Raw genomic sequence first — 22,468 nt, forward strand, 5'->3', positions numbered from 1 at the left:
TTAAATTTTATATTCCTTGTTGAGAATAAAAATAAATAAAAGCGCAACGAGAATATACATTTCACGTAGCGCTTTAGGACAATCACACCAGAGAAACCCCCATATGCTTAGTGTATGGAGGGTTTCTGTAGGGGGAACAGGACTTCTAATTATAGGAAGTCCTGTAATGAACTAATGTCTTATTAAACTAATGCTCTCTTCAAGTGAAAAGTGAGACAATATCAAAGCGGTAAATGAATTTCCCTTGTTGGGTTATATACATTTAGCCACTTTTCTGTTTCCGCCTCTATCCACTTTCCAAAATGACTCAAGAATTTTAATGTTTCTTCTGAACTTGATAAGGGGTTAATTGAGTACCAAAGGGCTACTCTCATCTCTTGCTCTTTTTCAGGATAATGCTTGGAAAATAGTTCGAAAGCTGGGAATAGGTCCCTTGTGTACGACTGCTCTTTATCAATAACAAGTACGCCACCAGCCCTTACAATAATTCTCATTACCCACGAGCACCATTCTTTAATGTCTTCTATGTCGTTATTACCCGACAAACCTTGCTTAGCTGTATCCATAAGAGATGTTAAGTGAATGAGGTGTTCGTTCGCCAAGGATATGTCAGGTTTATAATCAGGGAGTTTATTTATTAGGTTTTCACCAAAGACACAAATTCCGTATGTTTTTAGAAGAAAGGGAATCATCGAGCAATATTTGGACTCCTCAAACTCACTTAAAGGAGAGAATACTAATTCCACACCCTTGATAAAATGAAATTTTCGGTCAATAAATTGTTGAGTCTCCTCAACCCAATCAAGGTCAATATCTTGAGGATTAGAATAGGTTACTACGATTACGTCAACGTCTGATATACCCTCAATATCTAATCCTCTTGGCACAGACCCTCTTATATAAATGCTGTGAATTTCCTTTGATAAAGCGGAAAGACAACTTTCATTTATTAGTTGGATTACCTCTCGAAATTTATTATTTATCTTTTCGGGATCAGACTGGTTTACTATATATCCTTTATCGTCTAAAGCACACAAAGAACCTACTTCTCTAATTTTAGTCATACTTAAAAGTCCCCATTTCAATGAATTTATTCAATATAATAGGCTCATAAATAAAGATAACTTAATTTGCTAGTCATCCTTATTCTCCTATTTTTTTAGGGACTACGTAGTTTGTAGGGGGCTTATACGCTTCCCTTAAATTAATTGAACCCCAATTACAGTTATCTTCATTTTCATAAACAACGTCTCCTTTAAGAATCTATATAGTCTAAAAAAGCAGTATTATTTACACCTTGAACTTAAGATAGCTTAAGTGTATCATAAGTTTCCACACTTGGAATTAAATTTCCTTTTATTATATATTTCATTGCCACTTCGTTTTTCTGATGATGAATTGCTCTCCAATATTTGAAAATACGCAGCATAATTGTCCAAATACTTGGTCGCCACATCGTTAAAACGCTGTATTCACCCCTTCAATCTTGGTAGTTGTTGACGTTCTGGATGTGATACAAACCTTTGGTACGTATTTTGCCGTCAGATTTGAATTGATAAGTATCTATACCGTTTTCAGCAGCATAGGTATTAAAGGCACGCCAAGCATCGGTACATAACACATTCTCACTCGAAATCTTATGTCCAATGGAAAAGGTCACCTTGTCACGGTCTCTTGCAACCAGCACACATATCCGTTCGTTGCTTATGCCGCGTGTATTGGCGAACCCGCCACGTTTGCGAGGCTTTCTATCCTTAATCTTTCTTTGTCCTTTCTGAGAGTAGAGAAAATAGGCCTCGTCCATTTCAACGATACCTTGGAAGATTGAGATTTCTACTATTGTATATAAGATAGTAGTAACAGTAGCGGCGTTTCTAAAAAATGAAAGCATTGTGCTATTAAGTCCAGCACAATGCTAAATATGTTCATATATTATACATTTTCACTTGCTATAAATTTCTTTATATTGTCTAAAATAAATTCCTTGGTTTGTTCAATCTCTAATTCATCTTTTAAATACATTGAGTTTTCTCCAATGTTAAACTGAACCTTTCTCAATTCATAATTGATAAAAACATCTAGTTTTATAATTTCAGCATTAAAATAGAATTCAATTTCAATAGAACCAGAAGTATTTAAGGTCCTATAACCGATGACCTTCTGATCTTTCTTAACGAACATTTCTTCTAAATCTTCATCTACTTCATATTCGAATCCTTCTTTATCAACAAATTCCTCTTTAAGGTACTTGTATAGCGACCTGTACGTCTTTACTTCAAATAATGGTTTCATAATGTGAGTGAAGTATAATACCATCTGGTCATCTACCGAATCTAAATAGGAGATAATCGCACCTATCTGTTCTATTTCGAATTTATTTTTTGTGCTTGATGGATAATGATCTACTATTTCTTTAACTATCTCATAATCCAAATTCGCTTTATCCAATTCTTCCTCTACTTCATTTAAGCTATTATACGAATATCCTAGGCTTTTAGAGCGAGTCATATACCTATAGTTACTATAGAAAGCTTTAGTAAAATCATTTCTATATTCTCCTAATTCACCTTCAAACAACCTATAATATGTTAGAAGTCCAATGGAATAGATCTTATAATAATAAAAATCATTTACAGTAATGGCTCTGGACAACAAGCTTCTTAAAAGCGACGATGAATAGAGCGGATTAACTAAGAACAGTTCTTTGATCTCAGCATCTTTTTCTATAAGTTCTAAAATACCCAATAAATGATTATCTTCCGTACCCAGAATATCAGTAACCATTACGTTTATTTGTTGTTGCTCCCGTTGAGACGGATCCATTGCAGATAATATCTTAAAGAATGCTGTGTCAGCTTGCACTCTTGCACCGGAATCCACGTTAAACTGACTATATATGTGCTTTAGTACTTGCTCTGTCATTCCTGACTGCACGACTTCGTCTACTAGATGCTTAAATACTGGTGCGGTTAGCTTAGTATCTTTTAATAACCTATCTCCAACTTCGGTCCAGCGTTCTATCAGTGTCTCACCTTCAATCACTTTATACTCAGATAATACATTTAATGTAGTAAGGAATTGATCTAGTTCTATCTCGTCGATTATTTGTACGGAATAATTTGTCCTGTAAAAAGTTTTATCTATTTCGTTTACTTTATCTCTATTTATCCAGTAAACTTTCTTTTTCTCATCTAATTTAGCTTTTTTAGTTTCATCTATAATCTCTTTTAAAAGACTTCTAATGTTAGGATCAGATAGACTGTATCCAATAAAAACAATATTGTTTTCCATAAAAGTAGAATATAACTTGTTAAATAGATACGTATTACTCATATTGAATTCTTGATAATCTTTTTCAGTTATAACTATCTGGGTATTCTCATCAGTTATGCAGCCGTGGATTTTATATAACTTGACGTTTTCTCTAGGATTATATCTAGTACTATTATTAATACTCTTAAGATTTCTATGTATTACAGAAACTGAATCCAAACAATGTTCTAAATTAGTATCATAGTTTGTGGTAATTATTTCACTTATATAAGGTTTTAACTGTTGAAATAACTTCTTGTAAGATTGGTACTTTTCACCTGATATTTGGCGCTTATGTTCATACGTCCTTATCTTATTCACTATTTCTGCTCGAATATTTGTATTTGCATATTCTTCGAGCAATATGTCCACATAACCAGCTAATCTCAGGAAATCTACACCTATAAGATTATTTAGCATCATATCATTGATCTTGGCATAATCCTCGTGTTCTGCTTCAGTAAGCATATAGAATAGATTTGATTCTTTAATTTTATCCATAAGTTGGTGATCTGAGATAATCTGTTTTAGTAACTCTCCCCACCCCGGATACCCTAAATCTCTTGAAAATCCTGCTCCTACAAAAAATACAGTCTTATTTGCTACTAAGTCTGAGGCTATATTACCTATGATACCTACTTGATTTTCTGTCGCCATATACGATTCTCCAATTCCAATCATTTTTAAAATAGTAAATATAAGTTATGTTTATTACATATAATAGTAATATACTATACTTTTGTACTAATCATATAGGGAATTTAAACATAAGGGCTTTCCATCTGGACTTTTGTTAAAGAATAACTACTAAAAACAAGTAACTCATTGGAAAAGTGCTTATACAATGATGTATATAAGTTAATAGATAAGTCAGATGTATTACTGAACAGCATTCTCACTTGATACTCTGCTTTAGCACTAATCTCATCGTAGAATGTGTTTGGCTTATTTGAGACACAGCTTGTATAATCCTTATGAGAAATAAATGATACAAGTAGATTACTCTTAGTAATTAGTCCCCATTCCATCAACTCAAGCTGGTTATCAAAATCGCAAAGATATTTTTTACTCTTAAAGAACTTAATAGAAGAGATAGCCTTATTAGGTGTATTATTCAATTCACCATTTAGCTGAAACTCCGAGGAATAGAGATCCGTAAAATATCTATATTTAGAGTACCAATTACAATTAAGTGCCAGTCCTCCAAATGGTGTATTTGATGTTATTTCTCTCAGGTTTTCGAACCAATCCACAAAATATACACTCGTTCTTTTGAGTAATTTATCGTTGCTAATCTCACTTACCTTTATCCAAGGGATAAAAGAGGAGCTCGGAAAGTCTCCTCTATATTCCCGCACAATTGCATCCCTTTTATTTCTATCCATTTACCAGACCTCGATTCAGTGTTTATTAGCATTGTTAACTGAATTCAAGAGGTCTATACCAGCCCTACGCAAATCAATCTATTAAAGTATTTTCAAGTAAATTATATACAAATTCCCTTATCCTCCAGCTGGCTTTCTCCTTAGAAACCGCAGCTTTACTATATATTAAGTGTTCAGTAATCTTGATTCTTTCAGCAATAATATCTTGATATGCCTTTTCTATCTTTCTTAATTTATAGTTCTCTACAGGTTCTTCTACTTCAGCAATATACGCCATTGTTTTGGGTATTTTATGAGGTAGCTTATCTATAAGATGAGGCTTTGATGTCCTTGAAGCTATCCTCGTCTTATTCATCCACACTAGTTCTTGAGCAGTTTTCCAAGAATCTATAATCTCTCTGACTTCACGTAAAAGTTTTAAATCTACCGGCGACCAATCATATGACCTATTGTTTCCTTTCCTCGAAGATTTAGGTTTGTGTACTTCTAGCCAGTCTTTATCATATTTAAATAGCCAAGTATACAAGGCAGAATGTTCAATACGTATCTGGTTGGTTGTAAAAGAAGGATTCAATTCTAGAATACTCAGCCATTGATCACGTTTTGTCTCTCTTTTTTCTTCGAAATGAGCTTTATCATTTTCAGCAAAAGAGTACCGTTCGTTCATCTTTGCCGTTTCTATATCTTCTCCCCTCCATCCAAATGTCACATTGTTTTTTATGGCGTACTTTTTGACAGTAAGGGGATCTACACCCAACTCATCAGCAATTGACGTAAGGGTTCTATTTTCCTTGGCTTTCTTTATTAACTCTCTCTCCCAGACTGCTCCAAAACTTATCACCTTTCCTTTAAATATATCGCCTGAATGTAAGTGAGTTGGTGCAGTTCTAGTGTAGATAAAGCCGCACTCACACTCAAATCGTCCGAGAGTTCTCTTGGCAGTAGAATTATAAGAAATACTAACTTGATCTATAACCATCTCTTTATATTTATGGACAGGGTTCAAACAAGGCCAGGGACCATTTCCAAATGGTTCGTACTTATTTGTACTTTTTAAGAATTCCTGTATATTTTCACTTAAAAAGTTTATTACAAGTAAGTGCCTCATAGGGTGAAAGCTCTTTCTGTTCTTTTGGAATATCATTCTGAACCAGTTAGTTTCTTTATCTTCAACAACAGATTGATTAAGCTCTAACAGTTTTTCTGAATAAACTTTCTTAAATGCTCTTAGCAGTAAATCAGAGTTTACTCTGCCATTAACATTTGCCAACTCTTTATATTTTAAAAAAACTAAATATCTATCTCTGTAAAAGTTAAGATTAGGAATGCTTATTGGATTACATAGTATCCAATAGGCCTGTTCCGCTAAGCCTATCTGTTGTTCAATGATTTCTGGATCTATCTTTTGGGTGGTAGCTCTCTCAAGGAATGCATTGTCAGGCATTACGTACTGGTGCTGGTTATATTCATATAGCAGTTTATCATCAACTATTAATTCGCAATGATGATCGGGACAGATATGAATACTAGGTAATTGGTGTTTCCTATGCCAATAGTATTCTCCGAATTTTGAATAATCTTCATACATACACCTTTCACAATGGCGGAGTCTTTGCTCATTTGATATTGAACTAGCCGAAATTCCTAATGCATTATGAATTGCACCTCCTCTGCTTTTTATCATCTTACTTCTAACGCTGTTTATAGTATCCTCTGAGTTAAAAGATTGATAAAACGGCAATAGCGTGTGATTGTCTATAAGTTCATCCAATGATAGATGGTGTTCTCCAACCCTTGTTGCTAAGTAACCAAGATTAGCAGGCAAGTCTAATACTGATCGTTGTGTTGTTTTCCCGAAAAGGTCTTTAATCGTATGCTTAAATCTTAGGTTTCCTGTATGCCTATGGTACCTTCCAATAAGACTATACAAAAGTTCATCGGGATACGGAGTAGGAAAATATCTCATTGATTTGCCCCGATGAAAGTAGAATATGGATCTTGTATGTTCCCATTCTTTTTTAACAGGCTGTACATTGATTTCTTTTCCTTGTCCTTTGAAAAGTAGACTTTTCTTAAATCACCTTCTGAGTAGACTATTTTCATACGTCTATTTTTTGGTTCTTTCCTAACCTTTTCAAACCCTTACAAGTCCGAGGTAGCCTCTCTTACCAACACAGCAAACTCGACATCTTGCCCTTTGTACTTCTCTAAGACCTTTTCGGCACTTCTTAAAACTTTGGTTTCTTTCTCTCCGTATTCATTTAGCAGCTTAATTAATTTAATCAATAATTCATTTGAATTAGATTTTTCGATCTTTTCCTTCTGGCGACTTTTCTTCTCCAACAATCCAACAATTTCTTCACTTTCTCTGAATGTTTTGAACCTTTCGTCTATGTCGATTGGCTTAATGTCGTCATACAACTCCAATTGTGACAAGTCATTAGTTTTTAACGCATCAAGCATTGGCTGAACCAACTGAAGATTTTCTTTTGCAACTCTCCTAATTAATTTAACTGAGAGTTTTTCCTCCCTATTACCAATAGCCTTTAACTGTGCCAACATATACAATTTCAAAGCAATATCTAAGATCCCCTGACTCTCTTCATACAGTACATCACTAAACTCAGTATCTAAATCAATTGAAACCCGAGTCCATTGATATTTCTCAATACCTCTAATAAAGATATCCCACATCTTATCTTTCTCCATCTTTCCCCAAATGAGATCACCTTGGCCAGATGCTCTTCTAGCTTGTCTAAAATCTCTCTTTAGAATTTTCGCGGCTTTGTTGGTGCCTATAAGAATCACTGGAACACCAATTGTGTTTACTAGCGTAACAAAGAAATTAAGCATACTATCCGGTCCATTTTTCCCCGATAACATAAGATGCTGTATCTCATCCACCACTAGGACTCCAATGTTATGCAGTCTCGCAAGATGACTCATCAGTTGTATCTTAGTAGCAATGTTATGCCGCGTTCCATATCTTATAAAATATTCAGTATCCCCGAGTAGTTCATCCAACTTTTTGAAAAATGAATCACATAATGAACCGAGAGAACCACTATAAGGGCAATCTAGTTTCAGATACGGGATCTGAACAAAATTTACATTCATACCATCATAGAATGTATGTTTTATTATTTTTGGATACAACGACAATACCCTCTCAATTCCGGTTGTTTTTCCTATTCCAGATAAGCCTACAATAGCAAACCCAGAAGTTGTCTTAGAGAAATTAAATTCATTTGGATTTAGTGTTTCTCTATCACGAATCGCTTCATAGCTTTTATTTAAGAACTGTTTAGATTCTCTATTTAATGGATTCCTAGTCACGTAACCCTGTCTCATTACAATTGAAATTAGGCTCTCTAATTCAAAATGCGTTTTAAATGGCTGAAAAAAATGAAAGAGTCTTTGTAACAAATGCACTCTCAACTCGCTGCTTAATTCCCTTTCAGAGGAATGATACGGTGGATAGACTGCTAAAAGATCTAAAACTTCCTCCATAGAATATATTGGAGGAAGAGCCTCAATAAGTGGGTTCCCCTCAAACTCCTTAATATCTTGTTTCAAATAAGTTGCACCACTTCTCTCAATGACACTTTTCGCTATTTCCATTATTTCAAACCTTCTTTCTGTTTTCCCATTAATAGATTATAAATATGATCTTGCCCTTGATCTTGCTCTTTCTCCTCAATTAAATAATCCGGTTCGAGCACTGTTTCATCATCATTAAGTGAAGGGGCATCTACAGTAAATGCTTCTGCGTTACGATTCAATCTCTTTTCTTCCGCCCTATTACTTCTAATCCCATCTTTTCTTCTCTTCTTAGAGCCTTTGGCTTTCCTATTTTTTTCTTCCTCCATTAACTCCTGGATAAAAGCATCCGTACTAGCTTCTGATTCCAGCTCTGCCTTTTTATTCTCTTCTCTTAACCTACTATTCTTATTTCGCAAGAATTCATATTCGTCCCAAGAATAATCCTCATATTGAGCATTTTTGCTAAGTAAAGTGCACACTTCATAGGTTCCGTCTTCATTAATTATATAGATGTACTTCACCGTTCTAGGATCAAAGGCTACCTCCACAGCCCAGCTTCCTTTGATTGACGCATCGGAGAGCCAACTCTCTTTTTGTGCACGTTCACACGTATAAAATAACTTTCTCTTAAAATGAATACCTTCAGAAGTAACTCTCGCAGTGAGCCTTGGCATTAAGAACACTTTTACAAGGTTTTCATTTTGACTTCTTAAAGCACCCCCTGTTCTCGAAACTCCATACCTCCATAAGTCATTCGGGATTAGTGGAATATCCTTTTGAATTATATCGATCTCAGGTTCATAGTTATTCAGCCAATGTCGCTTGTTATAGTGAAGAATAGTTTTGATAATAACTTTTCTAAACTCTGCCAAGTTTAAACTCGCTTCCAATGCATAATCTTTTTCACCTCGCACTCCATAATCTTTGTCTATGGTTCCTGAGATGAACGGTTTTACATAACCCTGAATCGTTCCAAACTGACGTTCAATTATGCCTTTCCAATCAGGTCTGAATGGTGGAGTATTTTGGATTTTAACATCAAATCTATCAATAATACCTTTGACTTTCTCACTTATCATCTCACCCCTATCAGCTGTTATATAATGCGGGAGATGCTTAGCTGGCCACTCTTCTGGTCTTATAGTTATCCCGTGTTTTTCACAATAGTTCACTTTATCTTCAGTAGCATTTTGAATAGCCATCATAGCCCCTATCCAAGAAGGCCCCTCAAGACCAACATAAACACCCGCAATCATCCTTGTGTAGACATCAATAACGGCATAGATAACTGGTCTACCAATAATTACCTCCGCATCATACTCAGATAACAAATAAACATCGGCTATCGTCGCATCAATTTGATAACTCTGAACAGGCCCCAATTTATCTTCATCAGAACGATTAGGGGTTGGACGATCTTCCCTATCGTATTTTCTTTGAGTCTTTTTGTTTATAGTTCTTTCCGTCGGCGTATAAGTTTTGTTATACCAGTAATAAAATTGCTTAAATGAAGGTGTCTGATCCTCAAATATATACTGTAAATTTCCGTCGTCATCATAATAGGTATCTTTTGTGAAATAAGTCCGGAGAACCAAGTTATAAGCCTTGGAAAGCGATACATCTTTTTTATACAAATAGTGCCGCTTTATAATTGTCCTGAATTTTTCCTTTAGCTCTTCAGTTACAATGATACAATTCTTTGCTGACACAACATTTGGTCTACCTGTTCTTGTGGTATAAGATCTCTCCTTCCCTCTTGCACCGGAGTTCATATAATCGGGTAACAGAGCATTCTTGACTGTACCTCCTTGCCAAAAAAGACGCAGATACTTGTAATAATATTTATCGTCCTCGTTTGATTCTACATCTTTATTTTTGTGCTCTTTGATTAATGAATAGCGTAAATCACTTTCATATATGTTCGGTTCTTTAATTACTAAGTCTTTTATCTTCTCCCATCGTTTATCTCTTAACTTCTGAGATCTTTCTGTAGGATTTTTTATAAGTACTTTGCGAAGAAATGGGTCTTCATCTATAAAACTCAGCTGATTGGATACTAGTAGCTGTTCTAACCTTTCAGTGTCCCTTAATATAGGCAATGCATTTTTATGATTGATATCAATCGAGTATAATTTTTTAACCTTATGATCAACGAACAATATACGTTCGTAGACAGTCTTATCCCCGATACTTATTTCAAATATTTGGTTCACTTCAAAAATCAACATATTATCTCCACCTAATTAGATTATTCTTTCAAACATATCCACGCGGCATATACCTTTGGCTAAAGAATGTCTGAGCAATGTAATAGCGGTACCTTCTGGTAGGTTATAACCTTTATCAAATTCAGTTAATATTTCAGGGTTACTTCTCCCCATTGAATTCTGTTTAAGAATTTCTTTATTTAGTGCTTGAGCGAGAATATTTGCTTTTTTATCATCCAGGATTGTCTGCTGCCTAAAATGGCTATGAATCCAGGCCATATTCTGAGAAAAAGTCTTACTAATATCAAGTTCTGTTAGGATAAGCCAATCAACACCTTTACTATCCCAATAGGATCTTTCTATTTCGAGTTTTTCAATATTTCTCTTCTTCTCCAGTTCTACAGATGGCTTTACTGTAATCGCCTTATACTTATACTGATCTTCCTCTTCCACAGTTATTAAGAAGTCTGTTGTCATAACAGTATATATATCGGTTCTGGGGTATTTTGGATGAGAAATCCCTAATTCTTCAGCAATGTTGATAGTTTCTGGTCGTGGTAAAGGATACTGCTCTCTTATATCTATCACTTCATTGGACCACTCAAGAATGTAAAAAACATCAGTCTCAATATTTGATAACAAGTGATGCACCCTTTTAGTCTTCCAACCTTTTATTCGCGTAGAAAGACCTTTGGAGGGCACCTCAGAAACTTTAAGCCAGGGTTTATACTCGGCTTGTGTTCCAGATCCTCTGCCTTCCTTCAGTAATTTCTCGATTCTTTCTTCCATCCAATTAATTCGCGGCATATTAATCTCTCCTTTTTTCGACATATTACATCAATATTGAGCACTTATGAACAACCTGCAAAAGCGATATATTTTTTAGCCTTTTTATGAATATCACAAAAAAAATATCTATTTTTAAAAACTTTGTCGTTAAAGCATAATTAGTTACATTTAATTACGATAACGGACGTAATCTAGTAAAAATATGTCCATTAAATTACGTTAATAAACGTAATGGTAAAAATAAAAAAACAAAGCTCCTAAACGAAGCTTTGTTATTCTAAAATTCATCGACTTACTAACTATTACTCAATATTCTACTATACATATTATTTATATTTATACCGGAATGGTATAATATGGACATAAAATCAAAACGAAGGTGTGGTCTTTATTATTAATGGTTGGAAGAGATTTGATGGCTGTTTTAGAGAAGAGAATTGACTTAGTAGAACTACTTTCACTGAAAAAAGGCTGCATCCCCAAAAGGCAATATCTATCTCAGGTAGAGGATATCCTCATTGTTTAAGGATGTTTACATCAGTAGCTGACAATCACCTTTCAACCAATTTGCATTTCTTTACCACAAACACAAATAAAGTTCAAAACCCCGGTACCACGGGTTTTGAGCTTATTATTCTATCAGTTTTTAATAGGCGCTTGGGGTGAAGTTGAGAACAAATCACTCACTTCAATATATGCAATTAGTTAACAACAGACTAGTCTACCTAAAATATTAAAATAGTATTAATAAACGATGCCTAAATATATAAAGAAAAACGAGGGGTTAACTGAAATGGAATGGAGTACACTTCTAACATTCGCCGCGGGAGCTATAACACCGTTAGTAGCAAATTGGGTAAATGCAAAATTAAAGTTTCACTATGAATATAAAGGTAAGATAGTTGATCAATACAAGAAAGAAATTCGAACTTACTATCTTGTAAGGCCTAGTTTAGCCGCTGCGGAAGATTCCTTGGAATATATAACCGAAAATAATTTTTATATTGAGATTAATGAAATCGAAAATAAATTCTTAGAAGAGGCAGTGAATAAATTAAAAGAAATATCTAATAATGATATTCCGCTTTCTGTTTTTGATTCTTATTATGATTGTTTAGGTAGTCTTCAATACCTAGTTACTAATGGAAACGATGTACACAACGAGATATATAGTCAGCACCTCAGAGATGCTATGAAAGAAGTACACAACGAAACCCAGCGTAAGTTGGCTTTTTTAATAGAAAGTTATGACAGTTATATCAACAAAGCAAAAAAAGAGTTGATATAAAACATTTTGAGATTGGCCCTCAAATAATACACTTATATTATAGTTGAACAATCGTATACGAAAAGTATATTCAGTTAGGCAAGTGAGAGGTAGTTCGATTAAATGCTTTTCTAATATTGTTATTTATTAATCATTCTACCTTTTTAGTATAAACCTGTTATGTATAGTATTTTACCCTCCTGAAGAAAGATGAAAATACGAAGAAACACTCCGCAGCGTCGCAAAAAGAAAAGGTGATTCACGTTAAAAACTATAAAAGTAACTTTATATTACTCCGACTCACTGTGTATGCTCTCCCAACTACCTGCCGTATGGTAAAATATTCTTATAAAGTCTTGTTTTATTGGTAGACTTGCATACGGAATTCAAATGATAATCCATTATAAGGAAATGTATCAGAACAAAGGGATAATCTCCTTTTTTAACTTATTATTAAGATGGTGATTAAGATTAATATAGAATCTTGTAACTTAGAGTATTTTTATATGTTAACTCCAATAAAGGAACGGAATGAAGAATTAGGGTTTAAAGATTTCAGAAGATTTCTAGATGTACTCGCTAAAGATAAGGTTAGAATATCCTCTGAAAATGATAATAGTGAATTATATTTTACTGAATGGTTTAATGAAGAAATAGAGGAGCGGCTTAAAGTCTTTCGAAAACTTAATTCAGAAGAGAAAGAAATACCTGAGTTTCTAGCGAGGTCTCTTGAATTAGGAAGCCTCAGAGTTGTTCCCGAGGATAATAAGATTAGTATTTACGATGAAAGTATCGACTATCTAGAAGAGTCACAAAGAAATGGCTTAGGAAAATTGGCAGGATTGCTTAATCAAGAAGAACTATATACAGGGCACTACAGTAAGGATAATAAGAACAGATATCTACTTTCTCCTCCACAATTAATAATCTATGATGAATTAGTTATTCCAATAATCATACTAACTTTGTTTAAAAGCGGACATATCCTAGTTCACTTTTCATTTGAGTTAAAAAAAGTATCAGCAAATAAAATAAGCAGTAACGCCTGGAATTTGAGTATTGATAATTATGAACTACCTACTGAAATTAGAGAGAACGTAAGGGTAGGTGAAGTTAAATCAATGCAAGCAATTGCAAACATATATATTGAATATTTTGAGGCTATCTTTAAGACTGAATGGTCTGTTAGTTATATGCAACATTTATGTTTATCAGAGTATAGTTATCAACCAGATGTTTTTAAAAATAAAGAGTCCAAGAACTTTAATGAAGCAATTTATAGAATACTATTTGCTCCCATATTTAAACATCAGTTAAAAAGTGAGGAGAAGTATGAAGATCTTTTAAGGAATCAACTCTATGACTTTTCAAAATACTATAATCTCTATGCAGGTTATAATCGAATTGTCTCTTGTTTTAGTAAACACTATAAAGATGCAACAAAAGAACAGTTACAGTTTAATGGATACTCAGAGGAAGAATTAAAGGAATTGCAATTATCCAATGAAAATATTTATAATACTGCTACTCAAGCCACAATAACAGCGATTGAAAATATTCTCATAAAGAAATCAAATATAGAACAAGTAAGTTCCTCAAATGCAAATAAGTTAAATATAAATATGCCATTTAACCAATTAATTGATATTGAAGTTTTAGATACTAAGCTATATCTAGGAGAGTTCTATAAGAACTTCTATACTTACGAATCAGTTATTCGATTTAGTGAATTCTTAGAAGAAAAATGCGGAAACTATTTGAGGTTTAATGAAGCTAAAATATACAAAGAAAAAATCGAATCAATCATAAAAATCAAAAAAGAAAAGCTGGTATATAACGCTACTTTATTAGGTTCCTTATTAACAATCTTTTTAACCTTATTGTTTTCCTATTCAGCCCTCGAAAGTATAACTAAAGGTTTCGGTGTAAAGAAATTGTAAACGCTAGAATAAAGTTGACACTTTTTGCTCGATAGGAATTTACACTTTTGCTCAATCAACCTACTACTTTAGTAAAATAGATTTGACGTTATTTTACTGGAGGTTAGTATTTTGGAGGAGAAGTTAGTGTTATATATTAAGATTAAGGAATTACATAAGAGAAAGTTTAAAGTAGCACAAATCTCTAAGGAGCTTAAGATCTCAAGACCGACTGTCTATAAGTATTTAGAAATGACATTCGATGAGGCAAAGGCCTATACTGAACAGCCCTCGAGAAAGATGAAAAAATTAGATCACTATAAGGACTGGATACTGGCCTGGCTAGAAGAGTATCCCCACCTAAGCAGTGCTCAGATCCATGATTGGCTTTTAGAAAGATACCCCGACCTAGTGGTCGGCGGAAGTACTGTAAGAACATATGTAAGGGATATTCGAGAAGTCTATCAGATTGAGAAAAAGATGATTGTTCGTCAATACGAAGCAGTTCCTGAGCAGCCAATGGGTAAACAACTCCAGGTAGATTGGGGAGAAACAAAACAGAAAAACGTGAACAATAAGGAAATCAAACTATACTTTATTGCCTTTGTACTCGCTAACTCACGACACAAATATATGGAATGGCAAGCACGTCCATTCACTACAAGAGATGCGATTCGTTGTCACGAAAACGCATTCCAGTTCTATGGGGGACGAACAGAAGAAATTGTCTATGATCAGGATCACTTAATCTCAGTAAGTGAAAATGCAGGTCAACTACTTTTAACAGCTGAGTTTCAAAGCTATGTAAACGAGCGTAAATTCAAAGTTCACCTGTGCCGAAGAGCGGATCCAGAATCTAAAGGTATGATTGAAAATGTAGTGAAATACATAAAAGGCAACTTCGCTGATAGTCGTGTGTTTAGAGATATAGAAGATTGGAATAAACGGGCAAGGCAGTGGCTCGAGCGTACTGGAAACCACCAGGTTCACCAGACAATGAAAAAAAGACCAGCAGAAGTGTTTCTCCTCGAAAAGCAACACTTACAGCCAGTCTCTTCGTTACTTTCATATGAAAGTACCAATAACCAAAGTATAACAAGAAGTGTCAGCAAGGACAACACGATCCGGTACAAGTCAAACCGTTACTCTGTCCCACTGGGGACTTATCAAAATATGAGTGAGAATCTTGTGTGGATTGAAATCAGGGAAGATGATCAGGCCCTGATCATCCGTAAAGAAGCAAATGGTGAAGTGATTGGCGAGCATATGATCAGTTCTGAAAAGGGAAAGCTGATTCAAAACCGTCACCATACTCGTGATCGCTCCAAAGGTGTGGAAGAGCTTAAACAACGCCTCATTTCCCACTTTGGAGATCAGGTTCGCGCAGCTGCATATTTAGATGAGATTAGCCAAAGATACCCTAGGTATCGGAGAGATCAATTTACAATTATTCATAAGGTGATCCAACAATACCCAGCTTTAATTGATACTGTTTTAACCAAGTGCACGACAGAAAAGCTCTACAATGCGAATGACTTTCGCGATATCGCTCATCACCTTGATGCTTTACGAGATGAGCCGATTGAAGAAGTACAATCTTATTACACGAGTCCGCCAAAACATTCTCATATCAAAGCCTCTACCCGTTCTCTAAATGCCTATACTAGCATTTTAGGAGGTAGAGCATGATGAATAAGACAGTACATGAACTACAAAATCAATTCCGGCAGCTACGCTTAGCAGAAACGGCGGAGGAGCTACCACAGCTTCTTCGCGAAGCTGAAAAAGCATCGTGGACTTACTTGGAATTTTTAGAGTCTATCACTCGCTTTGAATTAGCCAAGCGTGAAGCGAAAAGTCTGGAGAAAAGAATGAAATGGGCACGCTTCCCTTTCGTGAAGTCATTAGACGAGTTTGAGCTGAAAGGCCAAAACATTCTGACGGCTCGCCAGCTCTCTCAACTGCGAGAATTAAGCTGGCTGGAGCAACAGTACAATCTCATTCTTTTAGGTCCTCCCGGCATCGGAAAAACGTATATCGCAATTGGTCTTGGATTGGAGGCTGTTTACAGAGGGTTCAATGTTAATTTCGCTACAATGGGAGAACTTGTGCAGCTTCTAAAATCAGAAGAATACCTGAACAAATCTAAAGTTCAGCTTAAGAGAATTAGAAATGCCGACCTAGTGATCATTGATGATTTAATGTATATGGCCATGGATCAAAGAGAAGCAAACCTATTCTTTCATTTGATTAATCATCTGTACGAACGAAGTTCGATTATCCTGACGTCAAATAAAAGTCCAGATGAATGGGGCAATTTAATCGGAGACCAAGGTATCACCACAGCGATTTTAGACCGTTTACTTCATCGAGTGGAAGTGATTCATGGAGGCGAGGAAGAGGAAAGCTATCGGATGAAAAATCGGAAGAGCATCTTTTCAGCAGAAGTGTAAAAAGGAAACGAGCAAAAAGTGTAAAATTCAACTTGACGTCTACAGAAATATTTAAATGATATTTACGTATATTTTAATATCATATTTTATATAATATTATTTCTAATATTTAAAGGTCAATTTAGAGACCTTTTTTATGCGATAAATAAACTTTTAAATAGACTATCTATTCTCTTAAAAAGTCTTGGACCTCCTATGCGAAAGATATTCTTAAAGTTTAAATCCTTTGTTTCAAAGATACCCATTAAGTGGTGAGTTATTATAAAACTAAAAAACAGATTCTGAAAAATGATATGAAAATGAATTATTGGTTTCTATAATAGATAATAGCAAAAAATTATTAAGGCGGAAATAGATTCCGCCTTTTGTTATATCAACTATTACACTGTTAACCATTTAATTTAGTTACTTTATTAATTTTTCGATGGTATATCATTAACTTTCCTTTTTCCTATTAATCCAACTTAGAAACTCCAATAGAGTTTCTAACTCTTTTTTAGTTTTGTCCTTTTCATTAGATAAACTAATAGAAAGTACTTGAGTAATTATCTTATTTAATATTAACAAGTGATCCCGATTCAATTCATTGTGGTTGATACCCTCGCTGTAAATTAACTGAGCAAGATTTGCCACATTAGTATTTTTGAACCTAGGTTCTCCATATAAAAGAGAATTAATAGCACCATTTGCATAAAGTTCATCTAGTGCATATAAATAAGAATTTAGATAATCATAAGAAAAATCGTGTCCTTCACCGTTAATTATTTTCCAAACTCTATTCTCAAACTCTCCTCTTCTTGGAGAAGGATTCTTTAGTTCATTCGACATATATTTAAGAGCTTTGTCTATAAAATTATATCCCTGCCAAAAAGTCGGTACCCAACCCCAAATCTCCCCAATCCCTTGTCTCCCAAGGCTTCCGCCCTCTTATCTCCCACTTTCTCTTCCATCCATTATGTTATTAAGTACTTCCCCAAAACACCTGATTTTCCTCCCTTTTTTCCGTTCTGGGTTGTATCGAATTTTCGGACAATGTTATTAAGTTGGTATCGATAATGGAATGAGGAGATAGGAGAAAAGATTGAAATATAACGTTTTTGGGATCGCATAGAAACAAGAAAAACAAAAGAGGAAATAAGGCTCGAATATAGGATTAAACCACAGAGAAGCCCACCATTGAGCTATTTCGAGCTTATAAGGGGCTAACTCATAGAAATTCTGCAGCTACACAATTAAGCGAAATATAACAGATTTGGGATGATGTTATATTCCATGCTTTCACTCAATTTCTTATTGGTTTCACCAAAACAAAAAGGGGTATAAACCGCTTGGTTGAGCCATTTCTTATTTCTATGATCTTCTCTGAAAGGAATGATCCCTGGTACAAATTTGAGTTAAATGTAACAATTTTGGGACATGATGGAGAGAAAAAATAAGGAAAAGAAGAGATAATCCTACGGATTCCTAAGGACAACAAAAGCAAAAAGAAACCCGGAAAGCTACTGAAATCGTATAAGAAAGGCATAATACACAGAAATATAACGGATTTGGGATGAGACAGACGGAAGGAAGAAAAAAAGACTGGACCCATATTGGATCCAGCCTGGATTTTGATTGTTTTTATTGAATATGGATTGAGTACATAACGTCTGCCTGCTCTTTTTTCTTCTCTCTTCCTTCCGCTTCGGATACCAACTATTTAACAGCAGATACCGACTTTTTAGCGTGGGGAAGAAGAATTTAGCAGGGAGATATATTAGAAAAAGGAATACGGAGATAAGATGACTAATTGTACCCTAAGGCTTATTGAATTCACAAGTTTCTTACATTCATTGTAATTCTAGACCATCTTTTAACAATTTCCCTAGGTTTATTGATATTATTTCCTCCTCAGCTGATTCTTTAAACATAAGCAAGATTTCAAACTTACATATGACTTGTTCTTTTAGAGGTTCTATTAAGCGAGAATCTTTTAAAAGCTCCTTGAGTCTATCTCTGGTAATATTTATCGCCAAGAAAACACCTTTTTGATATTCATATTTGTTTATAAACTGATCAATCTTCAATATATCCTTTTTCATATCTTTAATGGTAAGACGGGGGTTAGCTTTGACTTCGATAATTAAACCATTATTCATCTGATTAGGTTCATGTACTAAGAAGTCCGGATAATAAACTTTATCAATGCTTTTCACTTCGCAATATGCTTCAATTTCACTACCTATCGGTCCTTTGCGGGGTTCACCCTGTAAGATCCACTCTTCCGTTAGCTCATTTTGTTTTTGTTCCAAGATTTTGCGGAATTGATGATAAAGCTCATAACAGAAGACTCGCTCTTGATGCCTACTCAAATATGGTATTAACTCATTCCTGTTATCCTGAGATTTTATTTTATTGTCATGATAATTAAGCATAGATTCAATCCACGCCTTATTTCCATAATACACGCATTCAACATTTTTAATTGCTTTCCGAAGAAAATCTATATATTTACGAATATCCAAGTATCATCACTCCTTTATCATATAATTTCAAAGTTATTAATAATACAGATTAAGAAATCTTTTTTTAAAGTAAACCGCCCATCAAAACAGTAAGCAGAGCTTCAAAAATAATGCAGAAAATTATCATTTACACAGTTTCACTTTGAGTAATAATTTCATTAGTAACTGCACTGCAAAACACCTCATTCCAGTAATTAATAGTAAGAAGGACTTTATGACCTTTTCATTCAACTTGATTTACTCTGTAAACCTTTAAAGGTTATAAATTTCTTTCTAAAAGGCTTGTCAGTGTCTACCAAGAAAAACTCAAGGTTTTTCCATCCCATGCACTAATAGAAATATATATTACCTCTTCTCTGAAATCCTCTTGAGCGACGATTTACTTTCAATCCTCTTAAACCTTCCACTTAATATATATCGGATAATCCATACCATACTTATTTATTTGTACTGCTCATATAAGTGATGGATATAACTCATATCCTCATTGAAAGCCTCTTTAGTTGCCCGATTATGTTGAGTTTCCGTAGGCTGACTGTGACCCGCCATCCAACGGCACGCTTTGTCAAATAGTTCATTAACTGGGGTTAATTCCTCTACAAACTCACTTTTAATTGAATTGACCTTTGTAAACATAATATTTGGTTCATATCGGCGTATAACCGATTTAAAGAAGCCTTCTTCCACGATTAATTCACACCAAGTTCTAATATCTGCATAAGCCTTCTTTAGTGCTTCCTCTAAGGTATCGCCAAAACATACTTTAGAATTAATGGTTTGTTCCTGTACCTTTAATTTGCTCATTATTTCCTTCAAGTTTTCTAACCTTCCATTAAAAGTCTCTGAAACATATCCTTTATTCAGCTTGTCAATTTCATCTACCTTAAAGAACTTATTGTTTTCATCATTTTTCTTCTTTGGACTGGCATTGTACAGATAATAATAAAACATAATATTGTGTGTAAAAACTACAACCTGTCTATCTGATGATAGCTCACAAATTAAGTTTGCAATAATTTCTGATCGTTTATAATCCAATGATGTTACAGGATCATCAAATAGAACTGTATTAAAATCTTTGCGCATAGTTAAATCAGTTGCGAATTCTGCCATCGCTACAGCTTTCTGTTCACCTTCACTCATAATTTGAGATACCTTGTACTCCTCTGAGCTAACAAACTTTTTTCTTAAAGTATTCCCTTTTTTAGGAACAATCCTTAGATTAACATCTGTCACTTTGAGTTCATTAGCAAAACGTTCAAATGTTTCAAAATACTCATCTTGAACAATTTCTTGAAAGGCAGCAGACTGTTTTTGGGTTAAAGCATGAGTGGAAAACTTGCCTTTCGCTTTACTGTATTCATTAATATCCTTATCAATATCAAACCATCTTACAAAAGACTCCAGTGATGAATGAAGTTTTTCATTCTTTTTCAGTGTTTCTCTTGCAGCCTTACGCAAAGCTATAATTTCACCTGCTTCTGCACTTGATTTTTTTAAGTTTCCTATCCTTACGTCCAATACATCTATTTCCTGATCAATTTCTTCAATAACATCCGTTAAATCCAGTATTATCTCTTTAGGAATACTATGTTTAGAGTTGAGAAGGGAGTTAAATAATTCTCTATTGCGGTTTACAAGTTGAATAGCCGATTTAATTTTCCCTAAAAACTTTTCACTTTCAAACAAGGCGACCTCTTCTTCAGATAAATTAATCCTTATATTATCTGTATCTTGTTTATTAATTTCCTTTTCAAGTGAACCCAATAACCCATCGTTGCTTTTAGTAATATGTTTAAAATTATTTTCAATTATATTCACACTTGTAGAATGAAGGGACTGGCTACAGAAAATACATGCCTCGCCTTCATGAACATGATCCTGACTAATGGATTCATAATACTTCTTGCCCTTCTTCACGAACTCAAACCATTCATTGTTTACAACTTCAAGAAAAGACACGTTTTGCCGGAAAGTTTCATTGTACTCTTGCTCTTCTTGTATCTTTTTCTCGTAATCTTTAATTAACTCATTAACCTTTTCTATATTATCTCTACTTAGTACAGTTGCAAACTTCTTCAGGGAAGTTTTAATTGATTTAAGTTTTTTCTGTTGAGCAGTTAGTATAGTAATTTTATCTTCGGGATTAACAGAATCTAACTCTTTAATTTGAGTCTCAATCTCTTCCAAAACCTCATCATATGAATCACTACGTGGATAGTTGATATTAAGATACTCTTGTAAACCATCTGAATCTTTAACTTCTTCTTTAATTCTAACGATCTCTTCTCGTATGTAGTCAAAAGAAGAATCACAGAATATCCTTTCTTGCTTCTCTTTTTCTGCCCCGATAGTAGCTGAAATTTCTTTGCGTAGAGAATCTAGCAACTCAGAAACCATCTGGAACTTCTCAAATCCCTTTGGTAGTATGCTAAATGTAAGATCACTATTAATTAATGGAGAAACAGACTCACTATCAAAAACATTTATCTTACATAATTCAGCATGTGCTTTGTTTAAATCTACAAGATCATCTTTTGATTTTTCATCCAATAGATACTTAATTTCAACTGTTTGAGGTATATTGTCTTCTGCCGAATCTTCTTGGTAAACATTTGGTAGTATGGCAAGGTCTTTGTCTGAAGTAAAATAGTGATCAGCTAACTTACGAAACATACGAACATATGATGACTTCCCTGAACCATTTTCGCCATAAAATACATTGAGATTTTTTCCTAAAGAAAATTTAGCATCACCCGATATAGCATTAACATTTTTGGGAGACTTTATTTCACTTATAATTAGTTTCTTTCTTTCCAAAATCTCACTACTCGTACTAGCTTCGCCATCATGATCAACTGCTTCTTTTGTTTTCATTAGGTGCAACACTTCGACCAACAGTTGCGAGGGATTAATTTCACTATTCCTTTTTACTTCATTAACAACGTGAACCTTCCAGGCTTCTTTACCTGCCCATTCAGTTAAAAAATCAACTGCTATCTTCACTGTTCTCCTCCTCATTTGTCTAATTTCTTTAACCACTTATGTAAAAATTTGTTGTATAAAGATCATCTTATCACACAAAACAC

At 34.3% G+C, this 22,468-nt stretch carries 14 protein-coding genes and 1 pseudogene; 4 read left to right on the forward strand and 11 right to left on the reverse strand.

The genetic code is table 11. The annotated features are described in order from the left end of the window. Window positions 1–221 precede the first annotated feature (221 nt). From B1K52_RS04410 to B1K52_RS04445, 8 genes and pseudogenes are all read right to left on the reverse strand, one after another. Window positions 222–1,064: a nucleotidyltransferase domain-containing protein gene (locus B1K52_RS04410; protein WP_077305697.1), complete on the reverse strand. Its 843-nt coding sequence runs from the start codon at window positions 1,062–1,064 to the stop codon at window positions 222–224. Window positions 1,065–1,303: 239 nt separating this feature from the next. Next, window positions 1,304–1,837: pseudogene (locus B1K52_RS04415) on the reverse strand (IS1595 family transposase); the annotation flags it as partial. A 95-nt stretch (window positions 1,838–1,932) separates the two neighbouring features. Beyond that, complete coding sequence (locus B1K52_RS04420; protein WP_179106463.1) at window positions 1,933–3,969, reverse strand: SIR2 family protein; 2,037 nt, start codon at window positions 3,967–3,969, stop codon at window positions 1,933–1,935. A 104-nt stretch (window positions 3,970–4,073) separates the two neighbouring features. Further along, on the reverse strand, window positions 4,074–4,697 hold the full coding sequence (locus B1K52_RS04425) for a hypothetical protein (RefSeq protein WP_077305699.1): 624 nt from the start codon (window positions 4,695–4,697) through the stop codon (window positions 4,074–4,076). Window positions 4,698–4,770: 73 nt separating this feature from the next. Next, complete coding sequence (locus B1K52_RS04430) at window positions 4,771–6,663, reverse strand: TnsD family Tn7-like transposition protein (protein WP_077305701.1); 1,893 nt, start codon at window positions 6,661–6,663, stop codon at window positions 4,771–4,773. 176 nt (window positions 6,664–6,839) lie between these two features. Next, complete coding sequence (locus tag B1K52_RS04435) at window positions 6,840–8,318, reverse strand: ATP-binding protein (RefSeq protein WP_077305703.1); 1,479 nt, start codon at window positions 8,316–8,318, stop codon at window positions 6,840–6,842. Beyond that, complete coding sequence (locus B1K52_RS04440) at window positions 8,318–10,468, reverse strand: Mu transposase C-terminal domain-containing protein (RefSeq protein WP_077305705.1); 2,151 nt, start codon at window positions 10,466–10,468, stop codon at window positions 8,318–8,320. Before B1K52_RS04440 ends, B1K52_RS04435 begins: the two co-directional genes overlap by 1 nt. 15 nt (window positions 10,469–10,483) lie before the next feature. Beyond that, window positions 10,484–11,254: a TnsA endonuclease N-terminal domain-containing protein gene (locus B1K52_RS04445; RefSeq protein ID WP_179106464.1), complete on the reverse strand. Its 771-nt coding sequence runs from the start codon at window positions 11,252–11,254 to the stop codon at window positions 10,484–10,486. Between the two features lie 775 nt (window positions 11,255–12,029). On the opposite strand from B1K52_RS04445, the gene B1K52_RS04450 reads away from it, so the two are divergent. The 4 genes from B1K52_RS04450 (at window position 12,030) to istB (ending at window position 16,875) form a co-directional block, all read left to right on the forward strand. Continuing rightward, complete coding sequence (locus tag B1K52_RS04450) at window positions 12,030–12,524, forward strand: hypothetical protein (protein WP_077305709.1); 495 nt, start codon at window positions 12,030–12,032, stop codon at window positions 12,522–12,524. Window positions 12,525–13,009: 485 nt separating this feature from the next. Next, on the forward strand, window positions 13,010–14,443 hold the full coding sequence (locus B1K52_RS04455) for a hypothetical protein (protein WP_077305711.1): 1,434 nt from the start codon (window positions 13,010–13,012) through the stop codon (window positions 14,441–14,443). Between the two features lie 126 nt (window positions 14,444–14,569). Then, window positions 14,570–16,111, forward strand: coding sequence for an IS21 family transposase (gene istA, locus B1K52_RS04460; protein WP_143588798.1), 1,542 nt, complete (start codon window positions 14,570–14,572; stop codon window positions 16,109–16,111). After that, the gene (istB, locus tag B1K52_RS04465; protein WP_077303950.1) at window positions 16,111–16,875 is read left to right on the forward strand and encodes an IS21-like element IS643 family helper ATPase IstB; all 765 of its coding nucleotides are present in this window, start codon (window positions 16,111–16,113) and stop codon (window positions 16,873–16,875) included. Before istA ends, istB begins: the two co-directional genes overlap by 1 nt. Window positions 16,876–17,310: 435 nt before the next feature. Here istB and B1K52_RS04470 read toward each other — a convergent pair whose 3' ends face one another. The 3 genes from B1K52_RS04470 to B1K52_RS04480 all read right to left on the reverse strand — a co-directional run bounded on the left by B1K52_RS04470 (window position 17,311) and on the right by B1K52_RS04480 (window position 22,385). After that, window positions 17,311–17,703: a hypothetical protein gene (locus tag B1K52_RS04470; RefSeq protein WP_077305713.1), complete on the reverse strand. Its 393-nt coding sequence runs from the start codon at window positions 17,701–17,703 to the stop codon at window positions 17,311–17,313. A 1,001-nt stretch (window positions 17,704–18,704) separates the two neighbouring features. Next, complete coding sequence (locus B1K52_RS04475; RefSeq protein ID WP_077305714.1) at window positions 18,705–19,379, reverse strand: hypothetical protein; 675 nt, start codon at window positions 19,377–19,379, stop codon at window positions 18,705–18,707. A gap of 441 nt (window positions 19,380–19,820) precedes the next feature. Then, window positions 19,821–22,385, reverse strand: coding sequence for an AAA family ATPase (locus B1K52_RS04480; protein WP_179106465.1), 2,565 nt, complete (start codon window positions 22,383–22,385; stop codon window positions 19,821–19,823). Window positions 22,386–22,468: the final 83 nt, after the last annotated feature.

The organism is Terribacillus halophilus, assembly GCF_900162685.1.
GTDB classification, from domain to species: domain Bacteria; phylum Bacillota; class Bacilli; order Bacillales; family Amphibacillaceae; genus Terribacillus; species Terribacillus halophilus_A.

Excerpts from the sequence above, each read along its gene's own strand:
- B1K52_RS04455 (WP_077305711.1), top strand. The coding sequence starts at position 13,010 with ATGTTAACTCCAATAAAGGAACGGAATGAAGAATTAGGGTTTAAAGAT.
- B1K52_RS04410 (WP_077305697.1), bottom strand. The coding sequence starts at position 1,064 with ATGACTAAAATTAGAGAAGTAGGTTCTTTGTGTGCTTTAGACGATAAA.
- B1K52_RS04450 (WP_077305709.1), top strand. The coding sequence starts at position 12,030 with ATGGAATGGAGTACACTTCTAACATTCGCCGCGGGAGCTATAACACCG.
- B1K52_RS04470 (WP_077305713.1), bottom strand. The coding sequence starts at position 17,703 with ATGTCGAATGAACTAAAGAATCCTTCTCCAAGAAGAGGAGAGTTTGAG.
- B1K52_RS04445 (WP_179106464.1), bottom strand. The coding sequence starts at position 11,254 with ATGCCGCGAATTAATTGGATGGAAGAAAGAATCGAGAAATTACTGAAG.
- B1K52_RS04425 (WP_077305699.1), bottom strand. The coding sequence starts at position 4,697 with ATGGATAGAAATAAAAGGGATGCAATTGTGCGGGAATATAGAGGAGAC.
- B1K52_RS04430 (WP_077305701.1), bottom strand. The coding sequence starts at position 6,663 with ATGAGATATTTTCCTACTCCGTATCCCGATGAACTTTTGTATAGTCTT.
- B1K52_RS04440 (WP_077305705.1), bottom strand. The coding sequence starts at position 10,468 with ATGTTGATTTTTGAAGTGAACCAAATATTTGAAATAAGTATCGGGGAT.
- B1K52_RS04420 (WP_179106463.1), bottom strand. The coding sequence starts at position 3,969 with ATGGCGACAGAAAATCAAGTAGGTATCATAGGTAATATAGCCTCAGAC.
- B1K52_RS04435 (WP_077305703.1), bottom strand. The coding sequence starts at position 8,318 with ATGGAAATAGCGAAAAGTGTCATTGAGAGAAGTGGTGCAACTTATTTG.
- istB (WP_077303950.1), top strand. The coding sequence starts at position 16,111 with ATGAATAAGACAGTACATGAACTACAAAATCAATTCCGGCAGCTACGC.